The sequence below is a fragment of the Phenylobacterium sp. genome (assembly GCF_030646615.1).
Taxonomy (GTDB): Bacteria; Pseudomonadota; Alphaproteobacteria; order Caulobacterales; family Caulobacteraceae; genus Phenylobacterium.
In genome coordinates this window covers 1-16,401 of the sequence record NZ_JAUSLG010000043.1, presented here as the reverse complement: position 1 = coordinate 16,401, position 16,401 = coordinate 1, and the positions used below count along the sequence as shown (strand labels likewise).

Annotated in this window: 14 protein-coding genes and 1 pseudogene; 8 read left to right on the top strand and 7 right to left on the bottom strand. The window is 69.2% G+C overall.

The features are described from left to right. The first annotated feature begins 47 nt into the window (after positions 1-47). Positions 48-1,094: a DUF1176 domain-containing protein gene (locus Q7S93_RS07005; RefSeq protein WP_304713051.1), complete on the top strand. Its 1,047-nt coding sequence runs from the start codon at positions 48-50 to the stop codon at positions 1,092-1,094. A gap of 43 nt (positions 1,095-1,137) precedes the next feature. Continuing rightward, positions 1,138-2,301: an MFS transporter gene (locus Q7S93_RS07000; RefSeq protein WP_304713050.1), complete on the top strand. Its 1,164-nt coding sequence runs from the start codon at positions 1,138-1,140 to the stop codon at positions 2,299-2,301. Here Q7S93_RS07000 and Q7S93_RS06995 read toward each other — a convergent pair. After that, positions 2,267-2,899 carry a pyroglutamyl-peptidase I family protein gene (locus Q7S93_RS06995; protein ID WP_304713048.1) on the bottom strand — a complete coding sequence of 211 codons (633 nt, stop codon included), beginning with the start codon at positions 2,897-2,899 and terminating at the stop codon, positions 2,267-2,269. The genes Q7S93_RS07000 and Q7S93_RS06995 overlap by 35 nt on opposite strands. Positions 2,900-2,977: 78 nt before the next feature. Here Q7S93_RS06995 and Q7S93_RS06990 point away from each other — a divergent pair, with 78 nt between their 5' ends. Continuing rightward, positions 2,978-3,994, top strand: a complete 1,017-nt coding sequence (locus Q7S93_RS06990; RefSeq protein ID WP_304713047.1) for a zinc-dependent alcohol dehydrogenase family protein — start codon at positions 2,978-2,980, stop codon at positions 3,992-3,994. Between the two features lie 31 nt (positions 3,995-4,025). Here the strand turns inward: Q7S93_RS06990 and Q7S93_RS06985 are convergent, their stop codons facing one another. Together Q7S93_RS06985 and Q7S93_RS06980 are read right to left on the bottom strand one after the other, a co-directional pair. After that, complete coding sequence (locus tag Q7S93_RS06985; RefSeq protein ID WP_304713046.1) at positions 4,026-4,601, bottom strand: hypothetical protein; 576 nt, start codon at positions 4,599-4,601, stop codon at positions 4,026-4,028. Positions 4,602-4,671: 70 nt separating this feature from the next. Then, positions 4,672-7,146 (bottom strand): TonB-dependent receptor, encoded by a 2,475-nt coding sequence (locus tag Q7S93_RS06980; protein WP_304713044.1) that lies wholly within the window; start codon positions 7,144-7,146, stop codon positions 4,672-4,674. A 225-nt stretch (positions 7,147-7,371) separates the two neighbouring features. Between Q7S93_RS06980 and Q7S93_RS06975 the strand changes: the two are divergent. The 4 genes and pseudogenes from Q7S93_RS06975 to Q7S93_RS06960 form a co-directional block, all read left to right on the top strand. Then, positions 7,372-7,575 (top strand): annotated as a pseudogene (locus tag Q7S93_RS06975) (MerR family transcriptional regulator); the annotation flags it as partial. Between the two features lie 207 nt (positions 7,576-7,782). Then, entirely contained in the window at positions 7,783-8,745 is a 963-nt protein-coding gene (locus Q7S93_RS06970) for a phosphoribosylaminoimidazolesuccinocarboxamide synthase (protein WP_370652094.1), read from the top strand. Between the two features lie 124 nt (positions 8,746-8,869). Beyond that, a complete protein-coding gene (locus Q7S93_RS06965) occupies positions 8,870-9,337 on the top strand; it encodes a GFA family protein (protein WP_304713043.1) in 468 nt (155 codons plus the stop codon). A gap of 57 nt (positions 9,338-9,394) precedes the next feature. Continuing rightward, positions 9,395-9,682 carry a type II toxin-antitoxin system VapC family toxin gene (locus tag Q7S93_RS06960; RefSeq protein WP_304713042.1) on the top strand — a complete coding sequence of 96 codons (288 nt, stop codon included), beginning with the start codon at positions 9,395-9,397 and terminating at the stop codon, positions 9,680-9,682. A gap of 71 nt (positions 9,683-9,753) precedes the next feature. Here the strand turns inward: Q7S93_RS06960 and cysN are convergent, their stop codons facing one another. The 4 genes from cysN to Q7S93_RS06940 all read right to left on the bottom strand — a co-directional run bounded on the left by cysN (position 9,754) and on the right by Q7S93_RS06940 (position 15,289). Next, positions 9,754-11,643: a sulfate adenylyltransferase subunit CysN gene (gene cysN, locus Q7S93_RS06955; RefSeq protein ID WP_304713040.1), complete on the bottom strand. Its 1,890-nt coding sequence runs from the start codon at positions 11,641-11,643 to the stop codon at positions 9,754-9,756. Then, positions 11,643-12,599: a sulfate adenylyltransferase subunit CysD gene (gene cysD / locus Q7S93_RS06950; RefSeq protein WP_304713038.1), complete on the bottom strand. Its 957-nt coding sequence runs from the start codon at positions 12,597-12,599 to the stop codon at positions 11,643-11,645. The genes cysN and cysD overlap by 1 nt, the downstream gene beginning before the upstream one ends. Positions 12,600-12,873: 274 nt before the next feature. Then, positions 12,874-14,469: a PAS domain-containing hybrid sensor histidine kinase/response regulator gene (locus Q7S93_RS06945; protein ID WP_304713037.1), complete on the bottom strand. Its 1,596-nt coding sequence runs from the start codon at positions 14,467-14,469 to the stop codon at positions 12,874-12,876. Positions 14,470-14,473: 4 nt separating this feature from the next. After that, entirely contained in the window at positions 14,474-15,289 is an 816-nt protein-coding gene (locus tag Q7S93_RS06940) for an alpha/beta fold hydrolase (RefSeq protein ID WP_304713035.1), read from the bottom strand. A gap of 186 nt (positions 15,290-15,475) precedes the next feature. On the opposite strand from Q7S93_RS06940, the gene Q7S93_RS06935 reads away from it, so the two are divergent. Next, positions 15,476-16,401 (top strand): bifunctional transcriptional activator/DNA repair enzyme AdaA (locus tag Q7S93_RS06935; RefSeq protein WP_304713033.1); only part of this gene is annotated, 926 nt, incomplete at its 3' end.

The window sequence follows — 16,401 nt, the reverse complement described above, 5'->3', positions numbered from 1 at the left end:
GGCGCCACCCTGCAGGCGAATCGTAGGGCGACGCCAGGAGATCAAGGATGGGCTTGCGGAACATCGCGCTGGGAGCTGCGGCGCTCGGAGTTGCGGCGCTCGCCTGGGCCGCTGGCGGCCCGGCCCTGGCCGACAGCGGCAGCTTCGGCGCCTGGAGCGTGGTCTGCGACAACGCCCGCGTCTGCACGGCCTTCGGCTTTGGCGAACTGGGGGAGATCGGCAGTTCGGGCTTTCTGCGGGTGACCCGCGGCGCAGGCCCTGCCGATGCGCCGGTCATCGACCTGGTCACGGCCGGCACGGCGGCCACCAGCCTGGCCCTGGCGGTGGATGGGGTGACGCCCAGGGGCCTCGCCGCCGTGCCCGCGACGCCGATCGACACCGATCCCGAGCGGCGGCTGACGCAACTGACGCCGACGCAGAGCGCGGCCCTGCTGGCGGTGCTGGCCAAGGGCTCCGACCTGACCCTCAAGGAGGGGCGCAATCCCGCGACCACCATCTCGCTGACCGGCTCATCGGCGGCCCTGCGGTTCATGGACGACCGGCAGAAGCGGGCCGGGACCATGACGGCCCTGGTCGCCCGCGGGTCCACGCCGGCCTCCAGCGTACCTGCCCCGCCGGCCCTGCCGAAGGTGACGGCGGCGCCCGCCGCGGCGCAGACCGGCCTGCCGTCGCAGCCGTCGGCGGCGCTTCAGGCCAGGCTCGGCGCCTGCGACGACGACATCGCCGATCTGGGCATCAAGCCCGACGTCGCCCGGCTCGCGCCCGGCAAGCTCTTCTGGGGCGTGGTCTGCAGTCGCGGGGCCTATAATGTCATCTACAGCCTCTTTCTGACCGACGAGGCCGGCGGCGACGTAGAGGCCCTGCAGGTCCCCTATGCGAACGGTGAGCCCGTGACCGAGTTGATGAACATCGACTTCGACCCTGAAACCCAGACCCTGACCAATTTCGACAAGGGCCGCGGCCTGGGCGACTGTGGCGCGCTGAGCCGCTGGGTCTGGACCGGCCAGGCCTTCGCCCTGACCCACCAGACCCTGATGCCCGACTGCCAGGGGGTGACGTCGGACTATTGGCCAGTCAGCTACCGGACGCGCTAGACTCAAGCTAGAGCGGTCAGGTCCTCTGTCCGCAGGCTCCGCCATGCCATCGCTGCCCTTGCGTCTGGGCCTGTTCTATTCGGCCATCTTCGTGGGCACCGGCGCCAGCGCGCCCTATATCCCCGTCTGGTTCGCCAGGCATGGCCTCTCGGGCGCCGAGATCGGCCTGATCCTGTCAGCGCCGATGATGGCCCGGATGATCACGGCGCCGGCCATCGGGGTCTGGGCCGACAGTTTCGCCCTGCGTCGCACACCGCTGATCGTCATGGGGGCCGTGGCCACCGTGGCCTACATCCTGCTGGCGGCGCCCTTCGGCTTCTGGTGGTGGTTCGCCGTCTGGTTCGTGGCGGCCTCGGCCATCTCCACCATCTCCCCGCTGACCGATGTGATCGTGCTGGCCAGGGCGAGGCGGGAGGGCTTCAACTATGGCTGGCCCAGGGGCATCGGCTCGGCGGCCTTCATCCTGGCCAATGTGGTGATGGGGGTGCTGCTGGTGCAGGGACCCGCCGATCTGGTGCTGATCTGGATCGTCGCCGCGGCGGTGCTGACGGCGGTGAGCGCCCGGTTCCTGTTGCCGCCCGATCCTGTGCGGGAAGGGGGCGGTCGCGCGCCCCTGGCCGAGCGCATGGCCGGGCTGAAGGGCCTGCTCACCGATGGCGGCTTTATGCTGGCTGTGGTCTCGGTTGGCCTGATCCAGTCGGCCCACGCCTTCTATTATGGCTTCTCGGCCCTGGTCTGGAAGGCGCAGGGCATCCCCGAAAGCGTGACCGGACTCCTCTGGGGCTTCGGGGTGGCCATCGAGATCGGCTTCCTCTGGTTCATGGAGCCCTGGCGCCGCGCCATCGGACCCCGTCGCCTGCTGGTGATCGGCGGCATGGCCGCGGTGGTCCGGTGGGGGACATTGGCCCTGTCGCCGCCGCTCTGGCTGCTGTTCCCGATCCAGGCCCTGCACGCGCTCTCCTTCGCCGCCACCTTCATGGCCTCGCTGCAGCTGGTGGAGCGGCTGTCCCTGCCGGGCAACGCCTCGGCGGCCCAGACGGTGAACTCGGCCTTTTCCGGCGGCCTGCTGATCGGCCTGGCCACCATCGGCTCAGGCGCGCTCTATGACGCGGTGGGCGCCTATGGCTATTTCGCCATGGCGGCCATGTCGGCGCTGGGCCTGGCCGGGGCGCTCAGGCTGTATGGGGTTCGGCGACTGGACGGGTGAGTTCGGCGCAGAAGGCCGCGGCGGCGGCGGTGACCGCCTGGCGGATCTGGGCGAGGTCGAAGGCGGCGGCCGCCGCGCATTCCCGGGCCTGGGGCACGTGCAGGAAGCCGACCCGCGGGGCGGCCTTGGCGTGCAGCAGCCGGTAGAGGGTGAAGTTGCAGAGATAGTCGCCCGCGTCTTCCGACAGGGCGACCGGCAGGCCCTCGGTCTCCAGGGCCGAGGCCATGGCCTGGCAGGGCGCGGTGGCGGCGATCACCTCCTCGCCCGCATCGGCCACGAGGGGCGAGCCCCAGACCCGGCCGGCCTGGTCGGGGCGGTCGCGGCTGGCGCAGTTGCGCCCCTGAGTCTCGACCCGGAAGGTCTCGGCCTCCACCGCCACGCCCACCACCAGGACGCCGTCTGCAGGCCTGTCCTGCACCTGCCGCAGGATGGTCTCGGCCGCCCCCTGCCATTGGACCGGCAGGGTCAGATAGTCGACCTCCGCCCCCGGCGGCGCCCAGGCCTCCCGGGCCAGGGTGGCGATGACGGCGGCGGACGGATTGAGCGGGGCGGCAGGGAAACTGCCGAAGCCGCAGAGCAGCAGGCGAGGGGCGGTCATGCCTCCTTATATCCCAAGCGCCCTTGAATGCCCCAGGGTCCGGCGGTGACACTGGGGAAAACACGGGAGATTGAAACGATGCGCGCCCTGCAAGCCGCCGCCCCCTGGGGGCCTGACCATCTGACGATCATCGAGGCGCCCGATCCGACGCCGGGCCATGGGGAGGTCCTGGTCCGCATGAAGGCGGTGTCGCTGAACTATCGCGACCTGATGATGATCAATGGGATGTACGGGCGCGGGTCGTCGAAGGCCGAAACCCTGACCCCGTTCTCCGACGGCTGCGGGGTGATCGAGGCCGTCGGCGGAGGCGTGACTCGGGTGAAGGTGGGTGACCGGGTGGCGACCATGTTCTTCCAGGGCTGGATCTCGGGACCGCCAACCCTGGAAAAGGCGATGACCGCCCTGGGCTCGCCCATCCCCGGCGCGGGCCGCGAACTGGCGGTGTTCAGCCAGGAGGGGGTGTCGAAGGTTCCGGACTTTCTCACTGACCATCAGGTGGCGACCCTGCCGTGCGCGGCCCTGACCGCCTGGCGGGCCATGTTCGAGGATGGCGACCTGTCACCGGGCGACACGGTGGTCCTGCAGGGCACCGGCGGGGTGTCGATCTTCGGCCTGCAGTTCGCCAAGGCCGCGGGCCTGCGGACCCTGATCACCTCGTCCTCGGACGACAAGCTGGGCCGCGCCCAGGCCATGGGCGCCGACCACCTGGTGAACTATCGCCAGACGCCGGAATGGTCCAAGCCGGTGCGCGAGGCGACCGGTGGCGTCGGTGCCGACTTCATCATGGAGGTGGGCGGCCAGGGCACCATCGACCAGAGCCTGAAGGCTGTCCGCATCGGCGGCCATATCGCCATCATCGGCGTGGTGGCCCAGGGCGGGGCCGGCATCAACCCGGCCGTCCTGATCGGCAATGCGGCGCGGATGCAGGGCGTGTTCGTCGGCTCCCGCGACATGTTCGAGGCCATGTGCAAGGCCATCGCGCTGCATCAGATCCAGCCCGTAGTGGACAAGGTCTTCCCCTGGACCGAGGCGCGCGCGGCCTTCGCCGCCATGGCCGGCGGCGAGCACTTCGGCAAGATCGTCCTGGCGTTCTAGGGCGTTCGAGGGCGTCGGGCGGCGCCTTGGCTCACCCCCCTGGGACGATGATCTCGACCTTGCCGTCGCGCCACCTCATGAGAGGGCGGATTTTCTGGGCGAGGGCGTCGGCCATGTCGCGGGCGAGGGTCTCGTCAGGCGGGACGTGGTCATAGATCCGCCAGGCGGTGTGCTCGCCGCTCAGGGCCGTCAGGAGCGCATAGCCGGAGATGGGGGCTGGCCCGGAATGCCCTGGCGTCATGGCCGTCGTGAAGTCTGTGACAGGTGTCAGGTAGGCGATGGGCGCTCTCGCCGTGGGGGTCGTCGCCACCCGGGGCAGGGCCTGGTCGCTGTTTTCCCCGGACAAGGTGTAGTCGCGCCGCCCCGCCTTGAAGCCGACGCGGTCGCAGCCCGCAGCCACCTTGGCCATTTGAGCCTCGAAGTCCCGGTCCGCCATCATGGTGAGCCAGAGGGAAAGGTGAACCATGATCGGCGCGCTGATCGCCGCATCGTCGGTGGCGATCGGCGCGGCGCGAGGGTCGCCCTGGGTGAGGCAGGCGGCCGCCGAGGCTGATTGTGCGCCGGCGCTCATGAACAGCACGACGAGGGGCCCTAGGAGCGCGCGCATGCATAAACCGCTGCCTGTTACAGGCAGAGGTTACCATCAGGAGGCGGCACGATCCACGGTAGTGTCGCGATCAGAAGATCAGCTTGCGCACGGTCAGGCGGACGGTGCGGCCCACCGGGTCCATCAGGTCGGGCTGGTAGGTGATGGGCACCACGCCATCGGCGGTGCGCACCTGCTGGCGGCTGTCGAAGACGTTCTCGATCGACAGGGTCGCCCGGGCGCCGCGCAGCCAGGTGTACTGCCGCGCCCAGCGCTGCATGCCGGGGTCGGCGAACAGCCGCAGATCCACCGTGGCGAAGTCGGAGAACTTCAGATCATCGCCGGTCGCGCCGCCGTCGATCCGGGTGGCGCTCTGCCAGTTGGCGTCCATGGAGACGCCGAGGCCGGACTTGGAATAGTTGGCCTGCAGCTCGACCTCGTGGCGGGGCGAGCCGCCGCCGGAGCCCAGGGCTGCGCCGTCGAGCAGGTCGAGGGTCGGCAGGCCCGGTGCGATCTGAACCTCATCGCGGAAGGCGTAGGTGTGATAGAGGCCGACCTGGAACACGCCGCTGCGCGGGCCGCCGCCGAAGCCGCCAAAGCCCCCGCCGCCGCCTGGCCCGCCACGCCCGCCGCCCATGGGGCCGCCGCCGGGAGGTCCGCCCGGCCCGGCGCCCTCTCCGGGCGGCGGGCCATCAGGCGGGCCTTCGTCCCCGGGGGGACGTTCGGCCGAGGCCGGCGCGCCGCCCTCGGCCTGCGTTCCGGCCGCCGCCGCAGGACGGGCCGCCTCGAACCGGCGACGCATCTCCGCCCGCTGGTCGGCCGTAGGCGTCGTGCCCACCTGCCGCGAATAGGTCAGGCCCCAGCGCACCTCGTCTCGGGCCTGGAGCGCGAAGTTCACCGGCCGCGCGTCGATGGCCACGAGGGCGCCCGAGGCGTCGCGGGTGAAGCGATCGGGGAAGGCCGCCTCCACCTGGGTGGAGGCCGACGGGAAGGCGACGATGGCGTCATGGGTGCGGCTGGAGACGTAGTTGGCCTGCAGGCGCAGATTGATCTCGTCGAAGGGCTCATAGGTGACCCCCAGCTTGAAGACGTCCTTCTCGCCGGCGTCGAGATCGGCGATCCCGCCGGAGGTGCGGGTGACCTCGGCGGTTTCCCCACGGGTCAGGTCGAAGACCCGCACGCCCGTGGTCACGGTGACGGGGTCGCCCAGCTGATTGATGGTCGGCGCCTCGCCGCTGCGGCTGAAGGAGCCCAGCACACGGATCTCCGGGGTGGGGCGCCAGTTCAGCCCATAGCCATAGGTCTCCAGGGCGCCGAAGTCGGAGACCTGTTCGACGCCGAAATTCAGGTTGCCGGACAGGCGGCCGATCCGCTCGCCCAGGCCTTCCCCGGCCCGGGTCAGGGGAATGTCGAAATTGCTCCGCAGTTCGCCGACGGTCCGCGACAGGTCGCTGGACTGATCGACGCCGAGGCGGGTGGCCTCGCTCTCCAGCTCGATCGCCGAGGCCCGGGCGGTGAGAGCCGTGCTGACCTGGCCGGCCGGCAGCGCCCAGAGCGCGCGGTTCAGCACCAGGTCGGCCTGGGCCGAGGTGCTGAGCGTGCGGGAGGTGTCGAGGAAGGCCGCGCCGCCCGAGGCCCGGTCGGTGTCAGTCTCGGTCTCGCCGCGCTCGATCTCGCCGGTGGTTGACCATTGCCAGCCGGCCAGGGCGCCGGCCGCCGAGGCCGCGAGCTTGCCGGTCTGGGACTGGGTGTTCCGCAGCTGGGCCTCAGGGCCGAAGGGCGACAGGCCCTGGCGGGACTCGCTCTCGCTGGCCTCGAACAGCCCGTTCACCGAGAAGGAGACGCCGTTGTCCAGGGGCTTGGCGAAGACGGCGTTGAGGCTCACATCGTTGGACTGCGCCTGGAGGGAGCGGAAGGCGCCTTCGCCGCCGGTGATGTCGCGGTCGCTCTCCTCGATGGAGTCGGTGGTGTTGGCCTTGGCGTCCAGGGTCAGCCGCCGGCCTTCCAGGATGTCGAGGCGGGCGCCGTGGGCGCCCAGGGTCTCGCCGCCACCGGCCTGGGTGGGGGAGGTCGCCGTACCCTCGACCAGGGTGGCGCGGAACCGGGGCCGCAGCACCATGTTCACCACCTTCTGTTCGGCGGGATAGCCGTACTTCAGGGACAACTCCTCGGGCAGGATCTCGACCCGGGCGATGGCTTCAGTGGGGAGGTCGCGAATTTCGGCGAAGCCCGAGATGCGGCCGCCATTGATCAAGATGACCGGGCGCCCGCCCCCCTGGCCGCTGCCGAGCTGCGGGGCCAGCGCCTCCAGCAGCTCGCTGACGCTGGAGGCCCCATAGGCGCGGATCTCCTGCGGCGAGAGGGTCAGTTCCGGGGTGATATCGCCGATCACCGACCCGGCCTGCCGGGCGCCGCTGACCACCAGCTCCTGCACCTCGACATCGTCATAGGGTTGGTCGTCGACCTCCTGGGCGAATGCGGCCGTGGACAGGCTGGCCAGGGCCACGCCGGCGAGGAGGTTGGCCCGCAGGCGGGCGGCGGGGGGACGGTGGGAAGCGAGACGCAAAACGCTGTATCCTGATGCTGACCTGGGCGGCGGGGAGACCACCCTTGTCTGGTCTCACGGACGAGCCCGCTCTTTCCGTCGCGATCACGGCGCAAGCGAGGCGGCGGCGCTCGCAGGGGCTGCGGCTGATCGACTCGACGCAGACGCGATCGGGTGGAAATAGAGCTTGAGCCGGAACCTGGGTCCGGCCCCATAGGTGGGCGCATCCCATGGAGACGCCAGAGGATGAGCGAACGCTTCCTGAGTCCCAGTGAAACCGCGCGGCGCCTCGGCGTCGGTGTGCGGGCCTTGCGCCTGTATGAGAGGAAGGGCCTGGTCTGTCCCGGGCGGACAGCCTCAGGCTGGCGGGTCTATGGACCAGGGGACATAGAGCGCCTGCACCATGTGCTGACGCTGAAGTCGCTCGGCCTGTCCTTGGCCCGCATCACCCAGATCCTCAGCGGCCGGGCGCCGGATCTGCCGGCCTTGCTCGCCCTGCAGGAAGACGTGCTCGCCACGCGGATCAACGACCTGCAGCGGGCGCGCAACGCGGTTCAGGCTGCGCGCGCGACCATATCGCGGGACGGGCGGCTGTCCCTGGAAAACCTCATTGACCTTGTTAGGGAGACGACCATGTCCACCATGGATGAAGCCAGGCTGGCGGCCAGCGCCCACCAGGTGTTGCGCGAGGCGATCGATCCGGATCTGCCCGGCCTCTATCGTGGCAAGGTGCGCGACAACTACGATCTGCCGGACGGGCGGCGGATCCTGGTCACCTCCGATCGCCTGTCGGCCTTCGACCGGGTGCTGTGCTGTGTGCCCTTCAAGGGTCAGGTGCTGAACAGTGTCGCCCGGTGGGCCTTCGAGCAGACCGCCGACCTCTGCCCCAACCACGTGCTGGACTATCCCGACCCCAATATCGTCGTCGGGCGGCGCCTGGAGATCCTGCCGGTGGAGATCGTCGTGCGGGGCTATCTGGCGGGCGCGACCAGCACCTCGATCCTGACCATGTACCGGGCCGGCCGGCGGGAGATGTACGGCCATCGGCTGCCCGACGGCCTTGCCGACAACCAGGCGCTGGAGACGCCGATGATCACGCCCACCAGCAAGGCCATCGACGGGGCTCATGACGCGCCGCTAACCGCAGACGAGATCATCGGCCGCGGCCTGTTGAGCCAAGCCCAGTGGCGGCAGGTGAGCGAAACCGCCCTGGCGCTGTTCGCCCGGGGCCAGGCCCTGGCCGCCGAGCGCGGCCTGATCCTCGCCGATACGAAGTACGAATTCGGCGTCGACGCCGAGGGAACCCTCCGCCTGGCTGATGAAATCCATACCCCCGATTCCAGTCGCTACTGGCGGGCCGACACCTACCCGCGCCGTCTCGCCGCCGGCGAGAGCCCGGAGAGCTTCGACAAGGACGTGATCCGCGCCTGGGTCGCCGCACGGTGCGACCCGTACACCGAGGAGGTCCCGGAAATCCCACCGGAGCTGATCTGGAAGACGGCGCTGACCTATGTCGAGGCCCACGAGCGGATCACCGGCCGCGCCTTCGAGCCGCCCCGGCCCACGCCGGCGGTGCAAGACCGCGTCCTGGCGGCCCTGGAGCATTTCCACGGGGGCTGAGCGTGTCGGTCCCCTCCGTCGCCGCCGCTTGAGTTCGGCGGGAAACCGAAGGAACATTCGTCGATCGCGGGTTTGCAGGCTGCGCAGCAGTGGGGGCCGAACAATCTGGGACGGAGGCGGTTTGATGAGCATGACCGGCGGATGCCAGTGCGGGGCCGTGCGGTTCCGCGTTGACGGCGAACTTGGCGAGGCGTCCATCTGCCACTGCCGCATGTGCCAGAAGGCGATGGGGGGCCTGTTTGGCCCGTTTGTGGAGGCGCCGGTCGAGGCCCTGGTCTGGACCCGCGGCGAGCCCAGGCGCTTCCAGAGCTCAAACAAGGTGCGTCGCGGATTCTGTGGCGACTGCGGCACGCCGCTGACCTTCGAATATGGCGACCGGCACGTCGGTCTGGCCATCGGCGCCCTCGACCGCCCCGCCGAGGTGGGGCCGAGCGTGCAACTCGCCTCGCCGTCGAAACTGCCCTATTTCGACGACATCGCGACCCTGCCGGTTCACCCGACGGACGAGCCCGCTGCGGCGGCTCACCTGGCGGGCATTGTCTCCTACCAGCACCCCGACCACGACACTGTGGCGTGGCGGGCGAGGGACTAGGGTGTCCTGACGCCTAGACCTTGGGGAGACGGCCGGCTTTGCGGCCGCTTCGCCCTTGTGCCGACGACCGTCGTGCTGGAGAGCGAGTGGGTGCTTCGCGGCGCCTATGGCCTGGCGCGAGACGATGTGATTCCGGCGTTGCGCGCCTTCGCAGGGCTGGCCAATGTGACGCTGCAGGAGCCCGAGCGTGTGGCTGCGGCCCTGCGCTGGGCTGAAGGCGGAATGGATTTCGCCGACGCCCTGCATCTTGGCGCCGCCGCCGACTGCGAAGCCTTCGTCACCTTCGACCGACGCATGGCGCGGGCCAGCGAAGGTCTGGGCACGCCCGCCGTCCGCGAACCCTGACCTAGCCAGAACGAAAAAGGGCCGGGCGCTTTGCAGCGTCCGGCCCTTCGATCTCGACGGTCGCGCCGACCCTAGTTTTCGGCCAGCCAGGCGACGATGTCCTCGGCCGCCTGTTCGGGCGTCAGGGTGGTGGTGTCGACGGTGATCTCGGCGTTTTCCGGCTCCTCATAGGGGGAGTCGATGCCGGTGAAGTTCTTCAGCTCGCCGGCCCGGGCCTTGGCGTAGAGTCCCTTGACGTCGCGCTGCTCGGCCACCGCCAGGGGGGTGGCCACATAGACCTCGACGAACTCGCCGTCCTCCATCAACTCGCGGGCCATCCGGCGTTCGGCCCGGAAGGGCGAGATGAAGGAGACCAGCACGATCAGGCCCGCATCGACCATCAGCTTGGAGACCTCGGCGACCCGGCGGATGTTCTCCACCCGGTCCTCCTCGGTGAAGCCCAGGTCCTTGTTCAGGCCGTGGCGGACATTGTCCCCGTCGAGCAGATAGGTGTGGCGGCCGTCGGCCTGCATGCGCTTTTCGACCAGGTTGGCGATGGTCGACTTGCCGGCGCCCGAGAGGCCGGTGAGCCAGACCACACGGCCCTTCTGGCCCTTCTGGGCGGCGCGGGAGGCCTTGGAGACGTCAAGCGCCTGCCAGTGGATGTTCTGGCTGCGGCGCAGGGCGAAGTGCAGCATGCCGGCGCCCACCGTCCGGTTGGAGATCCGGTCGATGAGGATGAAGCCGCCAAGGGTGTGGTTGTCCTTGTAGGCGTCAAAGGCGATGGGGGCGTCGAGGGAGATGTTGCAGACGCCGATCTCGTTCAGCTCCAGCCGCTTGGCGGCCAGCTGTTCGAGGGTGTTCACATTCACCTTGTACTTGGGCTCGGTGATGCTGGCGCCGACGACCCGGGTTCCGATCTTCATCAGATAGGGGCGGCCGGGCAGCATGCCCTCGTCGTCCATCCAGACGATGGTGCTCTCGAACTGGTCGGCCACTTCCGGCGGCTGGCCGGCGATGGAGAGGACATCGCCGCGGCTGACGTCGATCTCATCGGTGAGCGTGATGGTCACAGACTGGCCGGCCACCGCGCGGGGCAGGTCGCCGGTCATGGTGACGATGCGCGCCACGGTGCTTTCGCGCCCCGAGGGCAGGGCCTTGACCTTGTCGCCGGGCGCGATGGTCCCGGTGGCGATCAGGCCGGCGAAGCCGCGGAAGTCCAGGTCCGGGCGGTTCACCCACTGGATCGGCATGCGGAAGGGCTTTTCCCGCAGGTCGTCCTCGACATCGAGGGCCTCCAGGTGCGGCAGCAGGGCCGGCCCCTTGTACCAGGGGGCCTTGTCGCTCTGCTCGGTGATGTTGTCGCCCTTGAGCGCCGACATCGGGATGGCGGTGAAGTCGCGGATGCCGATCTGGGCGGCGAAGTCGTGATACTCGGCCAGGATCGTGTCGAACACCTCCTGGCTCCAGCCCACCAGGTCCATCTTGTTGATGGCCAGGACCACGTGGCGGATGCCCAGCAGCGAGACGAGGTAGGAGTGCCGCCGGGTCTGGGTCAGCACGCCCTTGCGCGCATCGATCAGGATGATGGCCGCGTCGGCCATGGAGGCGCCGGTGACCATGTTGCGCGTATATTGTTCGTGGCCCGGCGTGTCGGCGACGATGAACTTGCGCGTGTCGGTGGAGAAGAAGCGGTAGGCCACATCGATGGTGATGCCCTGTTCCCGCTCAGCCGCCAGGCCGTCCACCAGCAGGGCGAAGTCGATATCGCCCCCTTGGGTGCCGACCTTCTTGGAATCGGCCTCCAGGGCGGCCATCTGGTCTTCGAAGATCATCTTCGAGTCGTAGAGCAGCCGGCCGATCAGGGTCGACTTGCCGTCGTCCACCGACCCGCAGGTCAGGAAGCGCAGCAGGCTCTTGTGCTCGTGGGCCTTGAGATAGGCCTCGATGTCTTCGGCGATGAGGGCGGACTGGTGCGACATCAGAAATAGCCCTCTTGCTTCTTCTTCTCCATCGAGGCGGCCTGGTCGTGGTCGATCATGCGACCCTGACGCTCGGACGTGGTGGTGAGAAGCATTTCCTTGATGATTTCGGGGAGGGTGGCCGCCGTGCTCTCGACCGCGCCGGTCAGCGGATAGCAGCCGAGGGTGCGGAAGCGGACCGACTTCATCATCGGGGTCTCGCCGGGACGGAGCGGCATGCGCGCGTCATCGACCATGATCAGGGCGCCGTCGCGCTCCACCACCGGCCGCTCGGCCGAGAAGTAGAGGGGCACGATGGGGATGTTCTCCAGGTGGATGTATTGCCAGATGTCCAGCTCGGTCCAGTTGGAGATCGGGAACACCCGGATGCTTTCGCCCTGGGCCTTGCGGGCGTTGTAGAGGTTCCAGAGCTCGGGGCGCTGGTTCTTGGGGTCCCAGCGATGCTGGGCCGAGCGGAAGGAGAAGACGCGCTCCTTGGCGCGGGACTTCTCCTCGTCGCGGCGGGCGCCGCCGAAGGCTGCGTCGAAGCCGTACTTGTCCATGGCCTGCTTGAGGCCCTCGGTCTTCCACATGTCGGTGTGCAGGGCCGAGCCGTGGTCGAAGGGATTGATGCCCCGCTCCACCGCTTCCGGATTCTTGTGCACGATCAGCTCGAAGCCGAGGCTCTGGGCCATCCGCTCGCGCATTTCGTACATGGCCCGGAACTTCCAGGTCGTGTCCACGTGCATCAGCGGGAAGGGCGGCTTGGAGGGGTAGAAGGCCTTGGCCGCCAGGTGAAGCATCACCGCGGAGTCCTTGCCGATGGAGTACAGCATCACCGGGCGTTCGGCCTCGGCCACCACCTCGCGCATGATGTGAATACTCTCCGCCTCCAAGCGCTGGAGGTGGGTGAGGGTCTCGGCGGAGAGGCCGGGCGTGAGGGCGCCCTTGGCGGCCTCGGCTTGGCGGGCGTCCATGACAGTCGAACCTTGCATGGGAGTCATCTGGGCCTGAGTGTTCGTGCGTTGCTCAAAAAAATCCGTCCGTCGGTTGCACCCGACGTGCAGACTGGCCCTTTCACCGTCAGTTAAGGGAGCGAGGCGCCCAAGGCAAGCGCAGGCTCAACCTGCGGTTCACGTCCCGGGCCAGCGCCGATCCCTTAGCGCGTGCGCCGCACAATCCCATGACGGCGGGCGCCCGATCTGGGTGACGTCGAGGTATCGCCCGTGTTTGCGCCGATGGCCGATGGGGTCAGGCGATGGCCCGACCTGTTTCCTTCGAGGCCTCCGCCGGCGCCGCAGCAAGGGTCAGCGCCTGGTCTATCCCCCCCAGCAGCCGCTCCGGGGTGATCGGCTTGGACAGGTGCAGATCGGCGCCGGCCTGAACCGATTGCTGGCGATGATGCTCCATCGCATTGGCGCTGAGCATGGCGATCGGGATTCGGCCGCGGTGGGGTTCTGCCCGCTCGACCCTGCGGATTTCGGCGATGGCGGTCAGCCCGTCCATGACCGGCATCTGCATGTCCATCAGGATCAGGTCGAACCGGCCCTGGCGCCACGCCTCGACCCCCAGGGCCCCGTTGTCGGCCAGGGTCAGGTCGATGTCGAAGGGCGCCAGGATCATCTGCACCACGCGCTGGTTGGTGGGATTGTCCTCGACCAGCAGGATCCGCAGGCTGGCTGGGGACTCGGTGGGCGCGGCGGCGGGGGGCTCCGTTCGCGGGAGGTCGGGCAAGGCCTCGACCTGGGGCAGGGGGAGGCTGGCGATGAACTGGCTTCCCTCGCCCAGGCGGGAGCGGGCGGTGATGGTTCCGCCCATGAGGTCGACCAGGGCCTTGGTGATTGAAAGGCCAAGGCCGGTCCCGCCGAAGCGCCGGGTGATGCCGGAATCGGCCTGCTGGAAGCGGCGGAACAGGGTGTCCCCCACCTCTTCGTCGAAGCCGACCCCTGTGTCGCTTACCTGTAACTCCAGCTGGCCCTCGAATGTCCGGGCCAGGGCCAGGCGCACCTCGCCCTGTTCGGTGAACTTGAGGGCGTTGGCGGTGAGGTTGCCGAGGATCTGCTTGAGGCGGACGGAGTCCCCCAGATAGCGGCCTTCCACCCCGTCGGCGCAGTCCAGATGGAAGGCGATCCCCTTCTCGCGGGCGCGCAGCCGGGCCATGTCGATCACCCCGCCGATCTCGCCCATGAGGTCGAAGGGCCTCACCTCCAGGGCCAGGCCGCCGGCCTGCACCTTGGACAGGTCGAGGATGTCGGACACCAGTCGCTCGAGCATGGCGCCGGAGGACTGGATGATCTCGACCATCTCCAGCTGATCGGGCGCCAGGGCCGTGCGGCGCAGGACGCCGGCGACGGCGATCACCCCATTGAGCGGCGTGCGGATCTCATGGCTGACATTGGCCAGGAAGTCGGCCTTGACCTGCACCGCCTCCTGGGCGGCCTGGCGGGCCTTGGGGACTTCGGCCTCATAGGCGCGCTTGCTGACCGCCCGCCACAGGGCGATGCGGATGTCGCCGGGCCGGCCGTCGGCGTCCGGCGGCTGGACGGCGTTGAGCATGACCGGCACCCGGACGCCATCGGCGCGGATGATGTCGAGGGCCAGCTCCTCCAGGCGCCCGGCCAGGGCCAGTTGCTGCTGCAGACGGGTCTGCAGGAAGATGCGCCCGGCCACGCTGAGCAGGTGATGAAGCTTCATCCCGCGGTCCAGATCGGACTGGCTGGCGCCGATCAGGTCCAGGAAATAGGCGTTGGCCGACAGGATCTCGAAGTCGGCGCCGAGGTGCAACAGGCCGCAAGGCAGGAGATCGAGAAGATCCTCAGTATCGGCGGCGGGGGCTGAATGCGTCACGAGTTCAGGCGGCCCGACGGCCGCCCTGGTCGGCGACACACGCCTTGATGGCGCGGATCACTTCGGCCGGCGCGCTCATGTGCGGGCAGTGGCCGCTGGCGTTCAGGATGTGGCGCTGGCTGCCGACGATCGCCGCCTGGACATAGGCGCCCACCTCGGCCGGCGCCAAGGCGTCGTCGCTGCATTCGATCAGCAGGGTCGGCGTGATCACCTTCCGATAGTCGGCCCGGTGGTCGGAGCGGAAGGTGAGGTTGGCGAAGGCCTTGGCGATCTCCGGATCGGCCCGGCAGACGCTGTCGCGCCACTCGTCCTGGAGCTCCGGGGCATTGTCCGGGCCGATGACCATGGGGGCCATCAGGGCCGACCAGTCCAGATGGTTCTTGTCCATCAGGTCCAGGAGTTCGTCGATATCGGTCTCATTGAACCCGCCCACATAGGTGTCGGTGTTGGCGTACCGCGGGGAGGGGCAGACCAGGACGAGGGCGGAAAACAAGTCCGGGCGGGCCACGGCGGCCAGCACACCGATGGTGGCGCTGACCGAATGGCCGACGAAGGTGACGTCCTTCAGACCCTGGCTGTCGCAGATCTCGATCACGTCGGCCGCGTAGCCGTGGAGGGTGGCGTACTTTTCGGGATCATAGGCGCTGGCGTCGGAAAGGCCTGCGCCCACATGATCGAACAGGCCGACCATACCCAGCTGGTCAAAGGCGGGGGCGACGTGGCGCCACATGTTCTGGTCGCAGCCGAAGCCGTGGGCGAACAGGAAGGTGGCGGCGCCGCGGCCACGAAAGATCACATTGTTGCGGGCGACGACATCCATCCCTGCGGCTCCTCAGCGCATTCCGGATTATGCTGCAGCGCACCTAATAAAAGTTGAAAAGGCTCAAAATTCGCCGGCCTCCCCACGGGGCGCGGCGCAAGGTGGGGTCCGAAAACCGCTGGAGCCCGGGACTGCATGTCCGAAAACCGCGAGACATAGCTGTGCGTCGGCGCGATGGTCGCCGCCATGGATCTGGATGACGACGCCTGCTACCGCGCCTTTTCGATGCGCGACGCCCGCCTGGACGGGAAGATCTTCGTGGGCGTGCGCTCCACCGGGGTCTATTGCCGGCCGATCTGCCCGGCGCGGACGCCGCTGCGGCGCAATGTGAGCTTCTATCCCTCGGCCGCCGCCGCCCAGGAGGCCGGCTTCCGGCCCTGCCTGCGCTGCCGGCCTGAGACCTCGCCGGACCTGGGTTCGTGGCGGGGCACGTCGAACACCGTAGCCCGCGCCCTGGCGCTGATCGAGGAGGGCGCCCTGGACGACGGCGACGTCGAGGCCCTGGGGGACCGGCTGGGCGTCGGCGGACGCCAGCTGCGCCGGCTGTTCAAGGCCCATCTGGGCGCCTCTCCCGTGGCCGTGGCCCAGACCCGGCGGGTGCTGCTGGCCAAGCAACTCATCCACGACACCGCCCTGCCCATGGGCGAGGTGGCGCTGGCGGCGGGCTTTGGCAGCGTGCGGCGGTTCAACGAGACCTTTCAGCAGCTGTTCGCCCGGCCCCCGGGGGACCTGCGCCGCGCCCGGCGGACCGAGGTCAGCGGGGCAGGCGGCGGGACCGTCACCCTGCGGCTGGCCTATCGCGCCCCCTATGACTGGCCCGCCATGCTGGACTTCCTGGCCCTGCGCGCGGTTCCCGGCGTCGAGCAGGTGGCGGGGGGGCGCTATGAACGGACCCTGCGGATCGGCGCCGATCTGGGGCGGGTGAGCGTCTCCCTGGGGGCGGGCGAGACCCTGGAGGTGCGCGCGCAGTTCCCGCGGCTGCAGGTGCTGCCGCAGGTCATCGCCCGGGTGCGCCGGGTGTTCGACCTGGGCGCCGACCCGACCCTGGTGAACGCCCATCTGTCCCGCGATCCGGCGCTGGCGCCCCTGGTGGCGCAGCGGCCGGGCCTGAG

Bases quoted from the DNA above. Each gene is read 5' to 3' on its own strand.
- Q7S93_RS07005 (WP_304713051.1), top strand. From the start codon at position 48: ATGGGCTTGCGGAACATCGCGCTGGGAGCTGCGGCGCTCGGAGTTGCG.
- Q7S93_RS07000 (WP_304713050.1), top strand. From the start codon at position 1,138: ATGCCATCGCTGCCCTTGCGTCTGGGCCTGTTCTATTCGGCCATCTTC.
- Q7S93_RS06995 (WP_304713048.1), bottom strand. From the start codon at position 2,899: ATGACCGCCCCTCGCCTGCTGCTCTGCGGCTTCGGCAGTTTCCCTGCC.
- Q7S93_RS06990 (WP_304713047.1), top strand. From the start codon at position 2,978: ATGCGCGCCCTGCAAGCCGCCGCCCCCTGGGGGCCTGACCATCTGACG.
- Q7S93_RS06985 (WP_304713046.1), bottom strand. From the start codon at position 4,601: ATGCGCGCGCTCCTAGGGCCCCTCGTCGTGCTGTTCATGAGCGCCGGC.
- Q7S93_RS06965 (WP_304713043.1), top strand. From the start codon at position 8,870: ATGAGCATGACCGGCGGATGCCAGTGCGGGGCCGTGCGGTTCCGCGTT.
- cysN (WP_304713040.1), bottom strand. From the start codon at position 11,643: ATGTCGCACCAGTCCGCCCTCATCGCCGAAGACATCGAGGCCTATCTC.
- cysD (WP_304713038.1), bottom strand. From the start codon at position 12,599: ATGGACGCCCGCCAAGCCGAGGCCGCCAAGGGCGCCCTCACGCCCGGC.
- Q7S93_RS06940 (WP_304713035.1), bottom strand. From the start codon at position 15,289: ATGGATGTCGTCGCCCGCAACAATGTGATCTTTCGTGGCCGCGGCGCC.